This window comes from Hydrogenophaga electricum, assembly GCF_030160815.1.
GTDB classification, from domain to species: Bacteria; Pseudomonadota; Gammaproteobacteria; order Burkholderiales; family Burkholderiaceae_C; genus Hydrogenophaga; species Hydrogenophaga electricum.
Window position 1 is genome coordinate 46544 of sequence record NZ_BSPB01000001.1, and the last position, 16596, is coordinate 63139.

Sequence of the window (16596 nt, forward strand, 5' to 3'; positions counted from 1 at the left end):
GCGGTCAGGCGGCGGTTTGGGGGTGCAGAAAGCCGTCGTGCGCGGCCACGCGGGCGAGGATGCGCAGGTCGTTGCCGACGCGATCCATCGCGGTGAAATGCAGGGGCGTGCCGTCGTCCAGGCGGTGGAAAGGCCCCAGGCTGGCGAGGCCTCGGCCTGAGCCCAGTAGTTGCGGTGCCAGATAGACCAGGCATTCGTCCACCAGCCCTTCGCGCAGGAACGAGCCGTTGAGCTTGTGCCCAGCCTCCAGGTGGAGTTCGTTGACTTCTCGCCGACCCAGCTCGCGCAGCAGCGCGGGCAAATCCACTTTGCCGCCAGGGCCGGGCAGGCTCAGCAGGGTGGCACCGCGCGCCAGCAAGGCCTGGCCACGCGCCTGTGCCGTGGCATCGTCCAGCGCATGGGCCACCAGAATCTGCCGGCTCAGGCCGTGCGCCGGCGGCTGGAACAGCCGGGCATCGGTAGAGAGCTCCAGGCGGCTGTCGACCACCACCAGATGCGGCTGGCGTGGGGTGGGGGCCAGCCGCACATCCAGCATCGGGTCGTCCTCCCGCACGGTGCCGATGCCGGTCAGCACGGCGCAGGCGCGTGCGCGCCAGGCGTGCCCGTCGGCACGGGCCGCCTCGCCCGTGATCCACTGGCTGACGCCGTTGTCCAGGGCCGAAATACCGTCCAGCGAAGCCGCCATCTTCATGCGCACCCATGGCTGGCCGCGGATCATGCGGCTGAAAAAGCCGATATTCAGCTCGCGCGACGCCCGCGCCAGGTCGCTGTCCGGGGGCAACACTTCGACAGCGATGCCTGCGGCGCGCAGGCGCTCGACACCTCGGCCGGCCACCAGGGGATTCGGGTCCACCGTGGACACCACCACGCGCGCCACGCCCGCGGCGATCAGCGCGTCGCAGCAGGGTGGGGTGCGGCCGTGGTGGGAGCAGGGCTCCAGCGTCACCCAGGCCGTGGCGCCATGGGTGCTCAGGCCGCGTGCCTGCACATCGCGCAGCGCCATCACTTCCGCATGCGGCCCGCCTGCGCGTTGGGTGTGCCCCTGCCCGATCACCAGACCGCTGGCATCGGTGAGCACGCAGCCAACGCGCGGGTTGGGGTTGGACAGATGCAGCGCCTGGGTGGCCTGTTGCTGGGCGAGGGTCAAGGCAGACAGATCGGCGGGCATGGGGGCTGAGGGGACAAGAAAAAGCCCGACCGGCCGAGGCGGGTCGGGCCCGGGGGCTGGAGGGTATCAGCCCTTGAAACAGTCCGCCAGCTCACTGCCGCTGGCGTTGTTGCTGACCGAGCGGGCACCCGTCTGCGTGATGCTCAGGTCGCCGCAACGGTCGCCGCTCATGCTGCCGGTACGCACGGCACGCAGGGTATAGGTCGTTTCGGCCGTGGCTTCATCCACCGCGTCGCCGTTCTCGATCAGCGTGATGTTGTAGGCGGCGGCGCCTTCCTTGGGGGATTGGGCCATGCTGGCGGGCAACTCCGCGCCTTTGAACGTGTCCTTGGCGCTGTAGAAGCGGCGCATGAACTGGTCGGCCTCCATCAGTGCCCGCTGCGCATCGGCCCGGCGTGACGCCTTCACGTGTTCGGTGTAGGACGGCAGGGCAATGGCCGCCAGGATACCGATCACGGCCACCACGATCATCAGTTCGATGAGGGTGAAGCCTCGGTGGAGGCGAGGTGACCTCCAGGAGGAAAGAGAAAGAGATCTGATCATGATGGTTGCAGAATCTTCAGTTGGACGGGGGGGCACTCAGCTGGTATTGCGTGCGTGTCCAACCCGTCACGGTGCACTTGTCGGTGATCTGGGGTCCAGCTTCGGTTGGCGTGGCGATTGGCGTCCACCCCACGCTTCCGCACGGAGGATCGACAGTATCTTCCCCCATATTTCCGCCACCGCCGATGAGCTCGCGAATATCCGCTGGAACATAGCCGTCGCTACCACCGGAGCCACCGGAACCACCGGAACCACCGGAACCATTGTCTCCAGACCCGGATGTCGATTTCCATGTAGGAATCAGCCCGACCCCCCGTGAAAAACCACCGGAAGCCACCTTGATTGCGGCGAATCGGGTTTGGGTTTCTTTGCCGTTGCTGTCTTCTGTCGTGAAGGTAAAGCCAGTTTTCTTCATGGTGCCGGTCAAGGCATCGAGGATGTACAAGTAGTTCGCTGGAAGATCCGAAACACGGCAGACTTCGGTTTCCTTCGGTGCACTGATAGCTGCGGTGGTGAGGAAAACATTTGTCCCAGCGTTTTGCACTTGGTCAAGATTGCGCTCCCCTTCTTCATCGCCCCCCAGTTGGATCTTCCATCCTTGGTGGTTTTCGTTGCCCGAAGCATCACGCCATTCCAAGGCATTGCTTGACAAGCTGTAGGCTGTCAACGCACCTTGTGCAGAACTGGCCGTGATGGTTTGCTCGACGAGCCGATTTTCTTCCCGAAGACTGAGGGTCACATCGGATTCGCCAACAGGAGTCGGGTCCCAAATGCCATAAATGGCCTCACGCTGGGTGGTATCGCTAACATCAGCCTCATCAAGCAGGATGCCGGTCCCGAACACCACGATGGCGCCACCTTCTGGATGCTCTTGCCATGCCACGCCGCCATAGATCGGCCTGTTGTTCTCGGTCGTGAAAACAGGGCGGCCATAAGACACCGTCCATTCAGAAGGCTCTCCCAGCAGGTTGAATCTCCACAGATGGCCCTTGGCATCACCCGCATAGGCGGCAACGACGCGCCGATCTCCGTCCCGAACCATGGTGACCGCACCGAGGCCGCGGCCCGTTTGATATTGGGTCGGAATGGGAAGGGTAGCCAGATTCTTCCCCGTGAAAGCATCCAGGAGCACCAGACCATGATGGGTATTGTTTTCAGTCCCGGTACTCCCATTGTGGTGCCCGCTGGTAACCGCCACAATCCAGTGACCGCTGCGTGTCACACCACTGCGCGCAGGGGTGGTCATGTAGCCGGTCTTCACCGAACTGGTGTCCATGTTGTCAGGGCCGGTTTCCCATAAAAAATCGTTGATACCGGGCGTTCTGTTGAGCGTTGTCTCGCCGTTCAGGGGAGCACGCACCGCATAAACCAATCGTTCACCACGGCCTCCTGTCCCGATGGCCAGGTTTTCCCAGCGGTCATCCTTGGCGTTAAAGATGTCTTGCTCACTGATCGGTCCATCCAAAATGTACTCAAATGTGTAGTCTGCGTCGGAGAAATGGAGCATTCGCTTGAGCCCTCTCCGGGGCATGTAAATCCCCATTTCCTCGCCGGAGGCACCTTTGAGCGCATGCATCATTCCCGCGTTCGTGGCGACATACAAAGAAGGCGGAGCAGTGCGCTTTTTCTCTATGAAAGACTTGTATTGGTCTTGCCCGGTAACATCGCCTTTGAGGTCGTACAGCAGATCATGACTCCCGCCAAGATAAAGCGAAGGAGGATTGACCATGGCGCCAATGAGACTGCTGCGCTGACGGAAAAGCTTACCGTGTGCATCAACAACGGCATCCTTACCTCTCAGATAATCGATGAAACTGGCATCCGAAGCAATTCTGGAAGGGTCTGTTCCCGATTGGAGCGCGGTTTTAACGTCTGTAGGGAGTGCAGAGAAAAGTCCCTTGAATTCGGTCGGGCCATTGCTATCCGAAATGGTATAAATTTTTCGATCAGCGTGAGATGGTATCAGCGATGAGGCTTTCCAGGTTGTTCCTGAATTGGCGTCGCCACTGGCATCCAGGACTTGGGCTTCAATCTCGCCAGAGTTATCTTGTGTCCGATAACTGACAAGGTATTTTAGTTGACCATCAATTGTGTTGGAAACGCTGGCGCTTGGGCCCACTGCCACGCCGGCGTCTTGCCCTGAGGCATTCAAAATATCAGACAGAACCGTTTTGAAAATGCCTCGTACGTCCTCTGCAGATTGAGCGTTGAAGCCGCGCCCGCCGCCACTGAATCCGGCTTGAATGAAATCATCGACGCGATCTTGATCGGAACTGCTGGTGTCAACATTGCCAGTGACCCAAGATGGCTTGGTGGTCGCGCCGTAGCCAGAGGTAATGTACCCTGCTTGATAGTCCTCAATTTGCTGGAATGTCAATCCTGATGTTGCATCCAGAATATCGCCGCGCGGACGAATCATGTATCCCACAGTATAAGTTGCCATGTTTTGCCAGAAAGTTGGCTGGCCTGCCCGTGTAAGAATGTCGTTAGACAGCGCACTCCGGAAATCTTCATGCCAGAAGTAACGGTTTGTCAGATCCGAGAGTCCTTTGGTTGCGGAGCTCGAATAGGGGGTGTATTTCTTTCTATCAGAAGCTGTCGATTCGCCTTGTGGCTTGTAACGAATGCTCTCTGTTGTTCCGTCAGCCAAGGTTCGAGAAAATACAGGGCCTAAAGTGTTGTCGTAATCTTTGTCTGTGGCTGATGAGCTGGTTCCACTATTCCACGCGCCGTCTGAAAATAACAAGGTGAATGAGCGCCGGCAACTCATCTCAGGGTTGGCAGCACTGGCGCTCTGCGAGGGGTCCTTTGCCCAAGGGTTGTTCGCGCCATTGGTGCTTACCTTGTAATAATTGGCTGTTTTGTCCAATACGTTGTGCAGCGGCGTTCCGCCATTGGGGATGTATCGTCGGTCCAACGTGGTAATGAGGGTTTTGTCTTTGTTGCGCGCACCATCTTGGCCGTAAAGCCAGTTGTATATTTCTTTTGTTGAGTCTGTACCCAGCTTGTGGTTTCGAACGCCACGAAGCAGGCCTAGGCTGCCAGTATCCACACCAGGAGTTTGGGTAATGGCTGAAACAGTGGTGTTGTCGCGGGCATTGATGTTGATATAACCAATGCGGAGTTTGTCGTTGTATTCGGTGTCAGCCAATGCCTGACCAATGGCTGTGGTTACCGCTGGAGAGCGGAATCCATAATAACGGTACCAGTTCAGGATGTTTTTGATCTCATCGGCGTTCGTGCAAATGTTGCCCGTGCAGTCTGTTCTGCTGTGTCCAGATGGCAAAGTGATGGTGGCCGGTGTCCCATATTTGATGGTGACCGTGGTTGGGTTGCTGCAATCAACTTGAAGGCCGCCCTCGGTTACAACATTGCCGCAATATGCATACGTGAATCCGGGAGTGCTGCTGGATGCGCTGGTGTAAGAGATGTGTTGTGGAACGCGAACATCGCTTGTGCCGGTCCAGGTGTATTGAGTCCAGCCTGTCATGCTGCCGCTGTTTTCATCTCCCGCATAAAAAGCATGCCGGGTTTTGACCAGATTGGTGTTCGAGTCGCTTCTGAAGGCGCGGTAGAAAAAGTTGGCACTTCCCTGGTTGGAAATAAAGACAATTTTGTCGTCCGCTTCGAGAGGGTTGCCATTGGAGTCAACCCGCGGTCTGTAGGTGATGCGGGGGTTGTAGTAAATGGGGTTGACGTCCGCTGATCGCTGAGCAGACCACTTGGCTACTTTTTTTGCGGGTGAGTAAGAGAGCGCTACATTTGTCAATGCGCGAGTGCGCCATTGACCACGACTGAGGTAACGTTCATAGCAATAGTACGTGCTCCCCGAGAGGGTCGCTTCCTTTCCTACACCATTGTTGAAAGTGGTTGAGTTTGTTGAATCGGAATTGGAGTAAGGGGAAGGGCAATACTTTGATTCATATTCATCATCCGATGTGACGCCATATGATTCATGAAATGAGAAGGCCATTGACCCGGAGTTGTCAAGGGCAATCATAAGGTTTGGTTTTGCACCCGTTTGCACCGAAAGCAACGGCTTTTGCGACGGCTGGGCAGCAGCAGGCAGAGCAATGACCGCAAGAAGCGTCAAAGCACTCAATGCATTTATGTAAGGTTTTTGCATTTTTCTCTCCGATCAAAATGTCATTGAACCCCGTTGTTCGCGGAGACAATGGGAGCGCCGGGAACCAGAATGGACTGTAGCCAGACTTCAGAGCCTGCCGTGAGGGTGCCATCAGTGACAGAGGCGTCGTTGGATAATCCCCGGGAAGTCACCAGATATCGATCATCCGATAAAGACTCGATGATGCAGGTTGGCTTGTTGCCATCTTTTATTTGGGATGCTGACTTCACATCGTTCGTGTAGGCCAAATTGACAGTAATCAGGTTGGCTCCAGTGCTTCCCCAATTCGATTTGGAGTTCCAGATGCCTTGATCGATGTTGGTTAAAACCGGGTCTGCTGTGTAGACTTTAGCGACTGCTTCGCTGTAAGTACTGTCACCAGTCGACTCCGCTTTGTCGATGGCGGCCCGCTCACAGTAGCGCAGCGCGGCCTCAGCTGCTTGTCGAGCTACTTGATTGGTGCGCATGTTGTTGGAAAATTGTTCGTAGCTCGCTGAGTTCCGTGCGGCCATCAATCCCGCAAAGGAGATGATGACCAGCATTATCAGCGCAATGGGCAAAACAATACCTTGTGCTTGTTTTTGCCGTTGCATTGCGCTGGGTGATTGTTTTTTTCTTTGATATCTCTGCATGATGGTGCTATCTGAATTTACTCAGATACCTCCTCATAGCTCCAGGGGTTGCGTGCGCTCGTGCCGTCAAGCTGAAAACTCAATGGCACACCGGGGCGCATATTTCTCAGTTGAACCGTGGTGGTGTATGCTCGACGAAGATAGCGATCGGATATATCCGTTTTTCTGTTTCCATCGCAGTCAACATAGAATGAAATGTTCTCTTTGCTGTCGCCCCCGGTTGAGACCGGTGCTGAGGATCTCGCAGTCAGGCAGATTTGCACGGCAGCCACCCTTGACCAGTTCCCGGTAAGTGCTTCGACCTCGCTCGCCGTTTGGTAAGCGGTAATTTGGTGCGGCAGTATCTGGTCTGCCTCCGGTTCCAAGGTTACCCCGTACTTTATTTGGATCGATTCGATATTCGGAATCAGTGCTGTTGCGCTGTCTTCAAACGTGGCGCCAGTTCTGCCTTGGCAATACAGCGTGGGGGCGTTGCTGTTGGTGTTGTCGTTCTGCACAAAATACCGGTTGTCGGCCAGTGCAATGTCTGCCGTGGTACCAAGCCCATCATGATTCCATGTATCGATGCCTGAATAGCTGCAATTACTGGGCTTGTCGTCCGATGTCTTGGGTGTGTTTCGTGTTGTTGCCTCATACTGGATGGCAATCGCACTGCTACCCGTGCTTCCGCAAGTCAAGCTCCCGAAGTCGGCATTCGATGATTGGAAGGCTGTGTCGCAACCTCTGACAGCTATTCCTGAAAATTTTCGGCTCGTGCCATCGAGCTCGGAAAATCCGGCCAGTCGAATCTGCTGAGCGAGAATTTCAAGCGCCAGCGTTGCATCTTCATTCATTTGTGATTCGAACGTGCTGCTTCTTGCGCTCGAAGATGTGCTCACATAAATGATTGCGACCGCTCCCAGCAGAAAGATGCCGATCACCATGGCAACCATGAGTTCGACAAGAGTCACACCCCTTTGTGCGTTTCGGGATGTCAGATGAGGATTTGAATTCTTGTTTTTCACAGCCCCACCCTGAAATACATGCAGTTGTAGTCATCTGTGCCAGATATGTTGGGGCAGCTATCCTGCCCTGCCGAAAACAGAATGTCGTTGGCTTCGGTTTGAGGCTCTTTCCATAGCAGCCATATATCCATACTTCGCACTGTTCGATCGCTGGTGACGACCACTTTTCCTTGAGGCAGGTAGTTGCTCGCTGCTGTCATGAAGTAGCGACGGTCATCTTGCGCGACGTTGGTGGCTGCTGTGCTTGCGCTCGCCTCATCGGGGGCCGCATCAATTTCATCTGGCGTTGTATCCGTTAAATTGATGTTGTATTGATTGAGGTCGTATCCATAGATGTTGGCTCTGGCTCTGTCTGCATAATCGTTGACCAGTCCCAGCCCGGTCAAACGGACCTGGGCCGTCTTGTTGTAGCTGAAAGTGGCCGCAGACAACCCCGCGACACCGAGCAGCCCCAAAGAGATGACCAAGAGTGAGACGAGGATTTCCAGCATGCTGGAACCGCGTTGTCGTCGTGCTTGCGCGATCAGGTTGGAAAAAGGCTTCATTTCAGCTTTGGTCTTCTGTCGAGAGGCTGGTGCGGCCCACCCGCGAAATGGCAATTTTGTTGAGCTTGAGGCCGCTGCTCCCGCTCGGGGTGACGGTCACTGTCGTGGCACTTGATCCCATCAGGCCATTGGACAAAAACGTCAGTTTGGCCACGTTGTCTGAACTGGTCATGCTTGCAATGCCTGCAGAGCCGCTGCGGACAGCCAAAATTCGGTCGCCCTTGCTCGTGTCCAGATCGTCGTCGCTGTCTGCATCCACAAAGACGACCCAGCCTTGTTTCCAGTTGGTGCTTCCGGCGCCAGAGGCGCAACTCGTGCCGTTCGCGCTCGTGCACATCACAACCTTGCGCGAGGTCTTGATCGCTTCGGTCCGGGCCAACTGAACATGGCTCATGAATGCCCTGGTCGCGCTGTCGCGCTGCCAGTTGCGCAAAAACTGTGTGAAGCTGGGGACACCCAGCGTCGCGAGGATCGCGATGATGACGATGGTCACGAGCAGCTCCACCAGGGTAAAACCCCGTTGGTGGCGGCTTCGGAGGGCGAAAGGGCAGGAAGGGTATTTCACTTGTAGGCTCCACCTTGCAATGTAGGTGGGCCGTAGTCAAAGGTTTGCGTCTGGCAGACATGCGGCGCTTTCCGGTGAGATGAACGGTTGATGTTTGACTTTTTTCTCACTGATCGAGCCGCACTCGCCCGATCCGGTTGATGACGATCTTCTGAGTCGGTCCAGCGCGGGGCGTCACGGACATCGTGCTCATGCCCGATGTCATCAGGCCGTTGGGCTGGTAGACGAGTCGCTTGATGGCGTTGTTGGCCTGCATGGACTGAATGCCTGGAAACGCCCCCGAAGCGGCCATGAGGGGTTCGGCGGCGTCGCGCAAGCCGTTGGCGTTGTCGTCTTCAAAGACGATCCAGCCGTTTTTCCAGTCCTTATTGGCTGGTGCGGAGCAGGTTGACGCGTCGCTGCTGTTGCAGATCACGACTCTGCGCGAGCGTTTGATGGCTTCGGTGCGGGCCAGCTGCATGTGCGCGATGAGCGCCTTGGTGGCGCGATCTCGCTGCCACGCGGCCAGGCTTTTGCTGAAAGCCGGTATCCCGATGCCGAGCAGGATGGCCAATATGCTCAGCGTGACGGCCATTTCCACGAGCGTGAACCCACGCCCGCAGCAACACAGACTGTGTTGGCGAGATGACATGACGTTCCCCCTGAAATCTTATGAGCCTGAATTTAGGCCAAGCGCAAGATTTATCGGGCTATTCTTGGCGCCAATTGCGCCAAGAAATTCACATCAATGGTCAATTGTGTGGAATATCGCAGACGGTGGCGAATCGTCAGCGCCGCACTTCATCCACCAGTGCCCGGAAGTCGTCGATGTCTTCGAAGCTGCGGTAGACGCTGGCAAAGCGGATATAGGCCACTTTGTCGAGCTTCTTGAGTTCGCGCATGACCATTTCGCCCAGCCGGGTGGCAGGTACCTCGCGTGCGCCGAGGTTCAGGAGCTTTTCTTCGATCCGTTCGATGGCTGCATCGACCTGCTCGGTACTCACCGGGCGTTTGCGCAGCGCCAGGGTGAACGACGCGCGGAGTTTGGCGGGCACGTAGTCGACGCGCCGCCCATCCTTTTTGACCACGGCTGGAAAGCTCACTTCCGGCCGCTCGTAGGTGGTGAACCGTTTTTCGCAGTGTCCGCACTGTCGGCGGCGCCGGATGAAGTCCGCATCTTCGGAAACCCGGGTCTCGACGACCTGGGTTTCCAGATGACCACAGAAAGGGCATTTCATGATCAGCCTGCGGTTTGCCCGGTGATACGGGCGTGGCTGTGCGTCGTCGTGCCCGCCGAAACGAGCGCTCCAGGGGCAAGACGACGCCCGGACATCATTTGTAGACCGGGAAGCGGGCGGTCAGCGCGTTGACCTTGGCGCGCACGGCTTCGATGTTGGCCGGGTCGCGCGGGTTGTCCAGCACGTCGGCCACCAGGTTGGCAGTCAGGCGGGCTTCTTCGTCCTTGAAGCCGCGGGTGGTCATGGCCGGGGTACCGATGCGCACACCGCTGGTCACGAACGGCTTTTCGGGGTCGTTCGGGATTGCGTTCTTGTTGATGGTCATGTGGGCGCTGCCCAGCACGGCCTCGGCTTCCTTGCCGGTGATGCCCTTGGCGCGCAGGTCGACCAGCATGACGTGGCTCTCGGTGCGGCCACTGACGATGCGCAGGCCGCGCGAGGTCAGCGTCTCGGCCACGATCTGGGCGTTCTTGGCGACTTGCTGCTGATAGGCCTTGAACTCGGGGCTCAGCGCTTCCTTGAAGGCCACGGCCTTGGCGGCGATCACGTGCATCAGCGGGCCGCCCTGCAGGCCGGGGAAGATGGCGCTGTTGATGGCCTTCTCATGCTCGGCCTTCATCAGGATGAAGCCGCCGCGCGGGCCACGCAGGCTCTTGTGCGTGGTGGAGGTCACCACGTCGGCGAACGGCACCGGGTTGGGGTACACGCCGGCAGCGATCAGGCCGGCGTAGTGGGCCATGTCGACCATGAAGATGGCGCCAATTTCCTTGGCGACCTTGGCAAAGCGTTCGAAGTCGATACGCAGGCTGTAGGCAGAGGCGCCTGCCACGATCAGCTTGGGCTTGTGCTCGCGCGCCTTGGCTTCCATGGCGTCGTAGTCGATCTCTTCCTTGTCGTTCAGGCCGTAGGACACGACGTTGAACCACTTGCCCGACATGTTCAGCGGCATGCCGTGCGTGAGGTGACCGCCTTCGGCCAGGCTCATGCCCATGATGGTGTCGCCGGGCTTGAGGAAGGCCAGAAACACGGCTTCGTTGGCGGAGGCGCCGCAGTGCGGCTGGACGTTGGCGGCGTCGGCGCCGAAGAGTTGCTTGATGCGGTCGATGGCCAGTTGTTCGGCGATGTCGACGAATTCACAGCCGCCGTAGTAGCGCTTGCCCGGATAGCCTTCGGCGTATTTGTTCGTCAGCTGGGTGCCCTGGGCGGCCATCACGGCCGGCGAGGCGTAGTTTTCGCTGGCAATCAGTTCGATGTGGTGTTCCTGGCGGGCGTTTTCGGCCTGGATGGCGGCGAACAGCTCGGGATCGGTTTGCTCGATGAGGATGTTGCGGTCGTACATGGTTTGGCAGTCTCGGGTGACGTGGACCCCACGCGCTCAGGGTGAGCGGCAGGGACTGCCCAGGCGAACGGCTGATCGCCCGCGAGACGGGCGGTGCGCTTCCCAGTGGTTGTCCCAGGCTGCAGAAGCTGGGGGGCCACGTCAGCGACCGGGATTCCGAAATCACGGAACAAACCCGGCGCCTATCGCCAGTTGCGCACGCTGCTAGTTTAGCCGAGGCGCTCACCTCGTGCCGATCCCGTTCACAGAGATCGGGTGAGTGAGCTCAGGATTGAACGGCGGGTGCTTCGTTCGGGGGCAGCGCCGGCGACGATGCTGCGGTGTCCGAGGGCACGGCCGGCACGGGTTCGGCGGGTGTGGCGGTTTCCGGGGCCGAAACCGGCAGGGACCGGTAGACCGGGAAAGTGGTGGGCATGGGTTTGCCCAGCGCCACGCTCTGGATGCGCAGATGCTCTGCCATTACCTTGTTGATGTAGTCGCTGCCGTCTGTCGTGATCGCGCCCACGTACAGTTTGAGGCCGCCTTCGATCGAGCCCGCGCGGCGGATGCAGTCTTGCAGTACCTGCACGCCGACGCGCAGATTGCTGACGGGGTCGAACGCAGCCAACTGGCCGCCGAAGCCGGCGTATTTGTCGGTGTGCACGCGTGTGAGCACCTGCATCAGGCCCTGGGCACCCACCGGGCTTTGGGCAAAGGGATTGAAGCGAGATTCGATGGCCATGACGGCCAGAATCAGTGTCGGATCCAACTGCGCCTTGCGGCCAATCTCAAAGGCCTCGGCCACCAGCACGCTCAGCGGCTCGGGTGCGACCCGGTATTTGCGGCTGAGCCAGTAAGCCACCTTGGCTTGGGGTTGCGGCAACTCGTGGGGCAGGGCGGCTGTTACGCGCTGGGCCGCCTCGGGTTCTGCCGGCGGCACAAAAGCCTGTTGGGCCTGTTCCTGGGCCGCTGCCGACTCTTGTCGCGCCAGCAGCCAGCCGAGCAGCCGGTCTTCGGCGCGATCACGCAGATCGCCATGGGCGGCCATCAGGATCAGGCCTGTGGCCAGGACAGTGCCCAGCAGGGCCATGCTGTTGCGGGTCACGTCCAGAAAGCCTTGGCAGACGTCCTGGGCGGCGGTTTGGATGGATTGGGCCAGGGAAGCAAGCGGGGCTTGCAGGCTCTGGCTCCGGCTCATCGCTGTCATGTCGTGCTCCTTTCGGGTCCTGTCGGCCGGTCTGGCTCGGCAGGGCTGATTGGGTCGCCATCGATCTGGACGGGCCTCATGGAGCCGGTCCATCGACTTAGCCGTATTCGGCAGCGGTGCGGGATAACCCGGGGATGGGTCAAAGCGGGCCGGATGATAGGGAGATTCAAATGTCAAGTCAATGATTTGGATACCGTTTAATATTTCTAAAAGTTATGTTTTTTTGGGGGTGATCTCATTCCTGTGGCGCGCTCGCCAGCATCCATGCGGCGTCGGGCGGAGGGGCGTGGATGGAGGCCTTTCGTCGGGTGTTCCCGGGCTGGGCGTCGCCCGCGGGACGGTGAGCCCAGTGCGGGCGGTCTGCCAGAGGCGGTCGATGCGCTGGCGTGAGTCCGACGCGACAGGCGGTTGTTGAGGTGGTTGAAACCGCCGCGGAATGGGCGTAATCTGGGGGTGCCTTGCAAGAGCGAGGCTTGTCCGGTCCCTCAGGCACGAAGTCTGAAACCGGAACCCCACGGGAGCAATCTCTTGCTTCCAGGCTGGCGAGGCATCCAACCCTCTCCGCCAAAACCGACGGCAAGTGCAGTTTGCCCGCCGTCAACCCCGGTGGGTTCAGCCCACCGGGGTTTCTTGTTTTGGGGGCTCCACGGGCGCTCGTTTCAGCAAGCCAGGCAATCCGCAGCGACAATAGCGGGTTGCTTCCTTTGCTCGACGTCTATCGAGCCCGTTGGTCTGCCCATCATGTCTCTGTTTTCCTTGCGCTCCAGAAACGGCGCACCCTCTGATCATTTACCTGCCGTGAACTCGCCCGCTGTCCCCAAAGCCTCTCCGTCCCATCCGCTGGATGCCGTCACCGGTGGTGCCTTTTCTGCGCCGACCTCGGGAGAGCGTGCCGCCCGGCTGCGCGAGTGGCTGGCCACGGACCCCGATCTGGAGGTGATGAACGAGGTGTTCAAAGAGATGTCGCACCGCGACCGGGGGGCGGCCAAGCCACTGAAGGAAAAACTGGACGAGCTCAAGCGGCAGAAGGCGCAGGAGCACATCGCCGCCGAATGGGCGCAAAAAGCACAGTCGCTGCTCGACCATCCGCGCATGAACCTGGCCGACGCCATGGCTTGGCAGCGCGACGCTGCGCGGGCAGGGGCGCCGCTGTCGCGCGAACCGTTGGTCGGGCTGAAACAGGCTTTGGCCGAGCGCATCAAGGCGGTGGAAGACTTGCAGCACCGCGTGCAGGTCGAACGCGAGGCCGCTGTGCTCTTGGCCCAGCGCATCGAGGTGCTCTCCACCAAACCTTGGCGCGAAGCGCAGCAGGTGGTGGAGGCTTTGCGTGCCGATGTCTCGGCGTGGCAGCAGCAGGTACAGGCATTGCCAACGGATGCGCACTGGGCCAGCGTCGAGACCAAGTTCCCTCCCATGCTGGAAGCCTCGCGCAGCCAGCTGCAGCTGGTGTGGGATGCTTTCGAGGCTGCGCTGGCGCAAGCCGTGGCGGCCGACGCCGATCCGCAAGCCCCCTTGCCCGCCGTGCCGGTGTGGGCGGATGAACTGCGTGTGGCACGCGGCGAGTCCGTGGTCGTTGCCGATGAGCGGGTTGCGCAGGATGCCCAGGTGGTGACGGAGCGCCGGGCCCAGGCTGAAGCCGAGGTGACCAAGGCCCTGACCCAGTTGGAGCGCGAACTGGCAGAAGGCCACGGCAAGGCCACTCCCAAAGTCGCCGCCGAGGCGCGGGGCCTGCTCAAGAGCCATGGGCGCCTGATCAGCCCGGCCCTTGAGGCCCGGGCGCAAGCATTGCTGGCGCAGGCTGGCGAACTCGAAGGCTGGCAGCGCTGGCGCGCCGACCAGTTGCGCGAAGAGCTGGTGGCCAAGGCGGAGGGGCTGCTCAAGGCGCCTGGGGGTCAGCGTCTGGGCGGCCGCAAGATGCAGGAAACGCTGCGTGGCCTGCGGGAGCAATGGAAGACCACCGATCAGGGCGGGGCCGCCAACCATGCTCTGTGGAAACGTTTCGATACCGCTTGCACCGAGGCGCACAAGGTGGTGGAGGCGTGGCTGTTGCAGGTGCGCCAGCAGGCGGACGCCAGCAAAGCCCAGCGGCAGGCCTTGATGGACGAGGTGCGTGCCTGGACCCAGGCCCATGCGCAGGATGAAGACTGGAAGCGCCAGGTGCGCGAGTTGCATGCCTTCGCCGAGCGCTGGCGCGAAGCTGGCCATCTGAGCGAGAAGGCGTTTGCCGATATCCAGCCGCAGTGGAAGACCGTCATGCACGAGGCCCATGCGCGCCTGGAGGCGGCGCAGGCGGCGAGTCTGGAGCGACGCCGGGCCCTCATTGACGAGGCGGTTGCGCTGGGTGCCGCGCCGATGTTGCGCATCGATGCGGTCAAGGTCTTGCAACAGCGCTGGCAGGCCGAGGCGCAGGCGGTGCCACTGGACCGCAAGCAGGAGCAGAAGCTGTGGGACGCGTTCCGCAAACCCATCGACGAAGCCTTTGCCCGCAAAAGCAGCGAACGCGAGAAGGTGGCGGCGGCGGTCAGCGCCCACGATCAGCGGGTGCTGGAGGCGGCCAAGGCGCTGGAAGCTGCGGCGAACGCGGGTGACGCCCAGCGCATCCGGGAAGCGCAACAGGCGCTGGAACAGGCCTTGAAGGGTCAGGCCGAGGCGGCGGCTGCCGCCCCGGCAGGTGCCGACGCCGCCGTGTCTGCCGGTTCGTCCGAAGCTTCGGAGGACACGCCGGCTGCGGTCGCCCCGTCGCAGCCGGCCCGCAAACTCGTGGCCATGCGCGGTGATGACCGTCCCGGCATGAAGAAGGCCGAACCGGCGGCGCGCGACGAGCGCCGGCCTGGCCGCGATCACCGGGGCGCGCGCGATGGTGGGCGGGCCCCGCGCGATGACGCCGGCTGGGGGCGCGCGCCTCGCGAGGCGCGGGGGCCGCGACTGGGCGATACGGCCTTCCGGGCCCAGCGTCAGGCGCAGGAACAGGCCGAACTGGCGCTGCGCAAGCTGGCGGCGCAGGCGCACGGCGAGGTGCTGACTCAGGTGCTTGGCGCCTGGGAGCACCGCGATGCCGAGGCGCTGCCTCCCGCGCAGGCCCTGGGCTCCCGGGTCCAGGCGTCGACGCGCTCGGCTTGGGCGCAGGCCATCGGCAAGGCGGCCGCCTCGGGTGAGGGGGCTGAAGCGTTGTTGCGTCTGGAAATGGCCGCTGAGGTGCCGACGCCCGCCGAACACATCGGAGCCCGTCGCCAGTTGCAGTTGCAACTGCTGACCCGGCGCAATGAGCCGGGCCCCGCTGACACCTGGCCGCAGGATGTTGCCCGTGTGCTGTCATCGGCGCACGATGGTCCCGCCGCCAAGCGCCTGCAGGCCGCTCTCAAGGTGTTGCTGCGGCGCTGAAGCGGAAGAAGCCGTCGTAGAGTTCCCGCAGGGGCGGAAACTCTGCAGTGAAGCGCTCACGGTTCACGAAATAGGCTTCGCTGGTCACGGCGAAGAACTCCGCCGGGTCCTGCGCCGCGTACGCGTCGAGCCAGGGGCGCTCGCCGCCGAAACGCTCGGCCAGAGCGACGGCCTCCCGGAATTCGGCATAGGCCTTCTGCATCGTGGTCCGCCAGCGCTGGCGGGCGGCGGTGTCGGAAGGACTGTCCAGAAACCCCTTGAACAGTGGCGGCGCCCCGTCAGGGTGCTGTCCACGGGGCATGGCCCGCATGTCCATCTTGTGCACGAACTCGTGGATCACCACATTCGTGCCGTGGGCGGCCACGGTCGGTGCTTCGGCCACGGCCGTCCAGGCCAGCATCACCGGGCCGCGGTCCATGGCTTCACCCGCCAGGGCCTCCTGATAACGGTGCACCACGCCAGCCCCATCGGTCACTTCGCGGCGCGCCAGGGCTGCGCCCGGCTGGACCACGATGCCGACGAAATCGTCGTACCAGTCAAGCGCTTGCAAAGGGTGCGCCAGTGGCTGGCCATCGGGGCGGACCACATGCAGCAGCGGCAGACAGGCCTGGGCCGCGATGGCCAGGGCCATGGTGTCATTGACCACCAGGCCATGGGCGCCGTGGAACTCTTTTTCTTGCAGGAATTGCCCGCTCAGCAGGCGCAGGCGGGTCTGGTCGTCGGCCGGCAGCGCCGCCAAAAAGGGGTGTGTGCCCAGGGTGTGGCGCCAGAACCGATCGGCAATGGGCGGGGCCGGGCGGATGCGGCGTGGCAACCAGGATTGGAGGGCGCGCCAGAGTGGCTGTAGAGGGGAAGGGGGCATGGCGCGCAGGTGGTGGCGGAGGGGCCGG

General features: G+C 60.9%; 13 protein-coding genes. 1 reads left to right on the plus strand and 12 read right to left on the minus strand.

What is annotated here, in order from left to right; translation table 11 throughout:
* Positions 1–4 precede the first annotated feature (4 nt).
* From ribD to QQK43_RS00280, 11 genes are all read right to left on the minus strand, one after another.
* Positions 5–1168 (minus strand): bifunctional diaminohydroxyphosphoribosylaminopyrimidine deaminase/5-amino-6-(5-phosphoribosylamino)uracil reductase RibD, encoded by a 1164-nt coding sequence (gene ribD, locus QQK43_RS00230; RefSeq protein WP_284306133.1) that lies wholly within the window; start codon positions 1166–1168, stop codon positions 5–7.
* Positions 1169–1234: 66 nt separating this feature from the next.
* Entirely contained in the window at positions 1235–1711 is a 477-nt protein-coding gene (locus tag QQK43_RS00235) for a type IV pilin protein (RefSeq protein WP_284306134.1), read from the minus strand.
* Between the two features lie 16 nt (positions 1712–1727).
* Complete coding sequence (locus tag QQK43_RS00240) at positions 1728–5837, minus strand: pilus assembly protein (protein ID WP_284306135.1); 4110 nt, start codon at positions 5835–5837, stop codon at positions 1728–1730.
* A 20-nt stretch (positions 5838–5857) separates the two neighbouring features.
* Positions 5858–6469: a pilus assembly PilX family protein gene (locus QQK43_RS00245; RefSeq protein WP_284306136.1), complete on the minus strand. Its 612-nt coding sequence runs from the start codon at positions 6467–6469 to the stop codon at positions 5858–5860.
* Positions 6470–6486: 17 nt separating this feature from the next.
* A complete protein-coding gene (locus QQK43_RS00250) occupies positions 6487–7473 on the minus strand; it encodes a PilW family protein (RefSeq protein ID WP_284306137.1) in 987 nt (328 codons plus the stop codon).
* A complete protein-coding gene (gene pilV / locus QQK43_RS00255; protein ID WP_284306138.1) occupies positions 7470–8018 on the minus strand; it encodes a type IV pilus modification protein PilV in 549 nt (182 codons plus the stop codon). The genes QQK43_RS00250 and pilV overlap by 4 nt, the downstream gene beginning before the upstream one ends.
* 1 nt (position 8019) lies before the next feature.
* Positions 8020–8583: a GspH/FimT family pseudopilin gene (locus QQK43_RS00260; protein ID WP_284306140.1), complete on the minus strand. Its 564-nt coding sequence runs from the start codon at positions 8581–8583 to the stop codon at positions 8020–8022.
* A 106-nt stretch (positions 8584–8689) separates the two neighbouring features.
* On the minus strand, positions 8690–9214 hold the full coding sequence (locus QQK43_RS00265; RefSeq protein WP_267966464.1) for a GspH/FimT family pseudopilin: 525 nt from the start codon (positions 9212–9214) through the stop codon (positions 8690–8692).
* Between the two features lie 136 nt (positions 9215–9350).
* Positions 9351–9800, minus strand: a complete 450-nt coding sequence (gene nrdR, locus QQK43_RS00270; protein WP_234265740.1) for a transcriptional regulator NrdR — start codon at positions 9798–9800, stop codon at positions 9351–9353.
* Positions 9801–9894: 94 nt separating this feature from the next.
* Positions 9895–11139: a serine hydroxymethyltransferase gene (gene glyA, locus QQK43_RS00275; protein WP_284306143.1), complete on the minus strand. Its 1245-nt coding sequence runs from the start codon at positions 11137–11139 to the stop codon at positions 9895–9897.
* A 265-nt stretch (positions 11140–11404) separates the two neighbouring features.
* The gene (locus QQK43_RS00280; protein WP_284306144.1) at positions 11405–12325 is read right to left on the minus strand and encodes a lytic transglycosylase domain-containing protein; all 921 of its coding nucleotides are present in this window, start codon (positions 12323–12325) and stop codon (positions 11405–11407) included.
* A 741-nt stretch (positions 12326–13066) separates the two neighbouring features.
* Here QQK43_RS00280 and QQK43_RS00285 point away from each other — a divergent pair.
* Complete coding sequence (locus tag QQK43_RS00285) at positions 13067–15706, plus strand: DUF349 domain-containing protein (protein ID WP_284306145.1); 2640 nt, start codon at positions 13067–13069, stop codon at positions 15704–15706.
* On the opposite strand, the gene QQK43_RS00290 is transcribed toward QQK43_RS00285, so the two are convergent.
* Positions 15684–16568, minus strand: coding sequence for a M90 family metallopeptidase (locus QQK43_RS00290; protein ID WP_284306146.1), 885 nt, complete (start codon positions 16566–16568; stop codon positions 15684–15686). The two genes, QQK43_RS00285 and QQK43_RS00290, sit on opposite strands and share 23 nt — an antisense overlap.
* Positions 16569–16596: the final 28 nt, after the last annotated feature.

Excerpts from the sequence above, each read along its gene's own strand:
- QQK43_RS00290 (WP_284306146.1), bottom strand. The coding sequence starts at position 16,568 with ATGCCCCCTTCCCCTCTACAGCCACTCTGGCGCGCCCTCCAATCCTGG.
- ribD (WP_284306133.1), bottom strand. The coding sequence starts at position 1,168 with ATGCCCGCCGATCTGTCTGCCTTGACCCTCGCCCAGCAACAGGCCACC.
- glyA (WP_284306143.1), bottom strand. The coding sequence starts at position 11,139 with ATGTACGACCGCAACATCCTCATCGAGCAAACCGATCCCGAGCTGTTC.
- QQK43_RS00285 (WP_284306145.1), top strand. The coding sequence starts at position 13,067 with ATGTCTCTGTTTTCCTTGCGCTCCAGAAACGGCGCACCCTCTGATCAT.
- QQK43_RS00245 (WP_284306136.1), bottom strand. The coding sequence starts at position 6,469 with ATGCAGAGATATCAAAGAAAAAAACAATCACCCAGCGCAATGCAACGG.
- QQK43_RS00235 (WP_284306134.1), bottom strand. The coding sequence starts at position 1,711 with ATGATCAGATCTCTTTCTCTTTCCTCCTGGAGGTCACCTCGCCTCCAC.
- pilV (WP_284306138.1), bottom strand. The coding sequence starts at position 8,018 with ATGAAGCCTTTTTCCAACCTGATCGCGCAAGCACGACGACAACGCGGT.
- QQK43_RS00240 (WP_284306135.1), bottom strand. The coding sequence starts at position 5,837 with ATGCAAAAACCTTACATAAATGCATTGAGTGCTTTGACGCTTCTTGCG.
- QQK43_RS00280 (WP_284306144.1), bottom strand. The coding sequence starts at position 12,325 with ATGACAGCGATGAGCCGGAGCCAGAGCCTGCAAGCCCCGCTTGCTTCC.
- QQK43_RS00265 (WP_267966464.1), bottom strand. The coding sequence starts at position 9,214 with ATGTCATCTCGCCAACACAGTCTGTGTTGCTGCGGGCGTGGGTTCACG.
- nrdR (WP_234265740.1), bottom strand. The coding sequence starts at position 9,800 with ATGAAATGCCCTTTCTGTGGTCATCTGGAAACCCAGGTCGTCGAGACC.